1 protein-coding gene is annotated in these 317 nt (G+C 43.2%); it reads left to right on the forward strand.

Annotated elements, in window-relative coordinates; translation table 11 throughout:
- Positions 1-80: 80 nt before the first annotated feature.
- Positions 81-317, forward strand: a 237-nt coding sequence (locus tag L696_RS0114710) for a transposase (RefSeq protein WP_025684316.1), incomplete at its 3' end; no start/stop codon positions are given.

Raw genomic sequence — 317 nt, forward strand, 5'->3', positions numbered from 1 at the left:
TGGATCGGCTACACTAAGTTGGACAGAAAAAATAAGGGCTTGTAGAATAAACCTATCATGTTAAGGAGCGAATCTCTACAATGCCAAAACAACAACGACGTACCTTTACAGCAGAATTCAAAAAACAAATGGTGGGACTCTATGAAAATGGGAAATCCAGAGCAGCCCTTGTGGAGGAATATGGCCTCACAGCCTCAGCTTTAGACCGCTGGATCAAACAAGCTCAGACGACGGGTTCCTTCAAAGAGAAGGACAATCGCTCATCAGAAGAAAATGAGCTGATCGCTTTGCAAAAAGAGAACCAGCGTCTTAAAATG

Source organism: Paenibacillus maysiensis, assembly GCF_000520815.1.
Lineage (GTDB): Bacteria > Bacillota > Bacilli > Paenibacillales > Paenibacillaceae > Paenibacillus > Paenibacillus maysiensis.